Below are 344 nucleotides of genomic sequence, written 5' to 3' on the forward strand. Positions count from 1 at the left end.
TGCCGTTGCGTATGAAGGCACTGGATTCCGGCTTTCGCCGGAATGACGGGGTGGGGATGGCGGAGGGGCGGGGTTCGTAGCCCGACGCCACCTCGAACCGTCGTCCCGGCGGAAGCCGGGACCCAGCGACTTTTGCCGTTGCGTATGAAGGCGCTGGATTCCGGCTTTCGCCGGAATGACGGGGTGGGGATGGCGGAGGGGCGGAGTTCGTCATCCGACGCCGCCTCGAACCGTCGTCCCGGCGAAAGCCGGGACCCAGCGACTTTTGCCGTTGCGTACGAAGGCACTGGATTCCGGCTTTCGCCGGAATGACGGGGTGGAGATGGTGGAGGGTTGGAATTCGT

Source organism: Frateuria sp. Soil773 (assembly GCF_001428405.1).
Taxonomy (GTDB): domain Bacteria; phylum Pseudomonadota; class Gammaproteobacteria; order Xanthomonadales; family Rhodanobacteraceae; genus LMSL01.